This is a genomic window from Bacillus sp. P4_D3 (assembly GCF_056401855.1).
Window position 1 is genome coordinate 1 of the sequence record NZ_JBFUIN010001193.1, and the last position, 697, is coordinate 697.

The 697-nt window shown below is 27.4% G+C and carries 1 protein-coding gene; it reads left to right on the forward strand.

The annotated features are described in order from the left end of the window. Positions 1-193: 193 nt before the first annotated feature. Positions 194-697, forward strand: a 504-nt coding sequence (locus tag AC1DTM_RS30200; protein WP_477001675.1) for a MerR family transcriptional regulator, incomplete at its 3' end; no start/stop codon positions are given.

Sequence of the window (697 nt, forward strand, 5' to 3'; positions counted from 1 at the left end):
TCATATAACTTTTTAAATATACAAAATTACGTTCAATTAGATAAAAAGAGGTTTCGCTTGACGTGAAACCTCTTTTTATTTTTGCTTTATACATAGTAGCTAAGTAGTTGCGTATTTTTTAAGTAATTGTTTTTAAAACTTGTTACACTATAAGGGTATTTGAAAAGGAATTATAGATTTGAAGGTGATAAGTATGAGGAAATATAAAATAGGAGAAGTAGGAAAGGAATTTGGTGTTTCGATAGATGCTTTAAGATTTTATGAAAAGAAAGGCTTCCTCAAACCACAAAAAGATAAAGATACTCGTGTTAGATTTTATACATATGAGGATTTTGGGGTGTTTTTAGCAATTAAAAGTTTTCGTCAAATGGGATTTCATGTTAATGAAATTGGATCTATTTTTAATGGCTTAGAATTTGATGACATAGTAAAAAAATGTAATGAAAAAATAGTTGAAAAAAATGAAGCGATAAAAAGGTTAGAATTAGAAACAAAACAAATTACTGAATTTATGAGTTTATTAAAAGAATTTAAACAAGAAGATAGGAAATGGTATATAAGGCAAGCTGGAACTTATTATTTTCTCAAACATGTTCAATTAAATGAAGGAACGTTGTGTGTAAATCCGCTAGTAAAAAAATGGTTAGCTTTTTTACCAACAGTGTATCCAGCGTTATACATTCCACTTGAACAATAT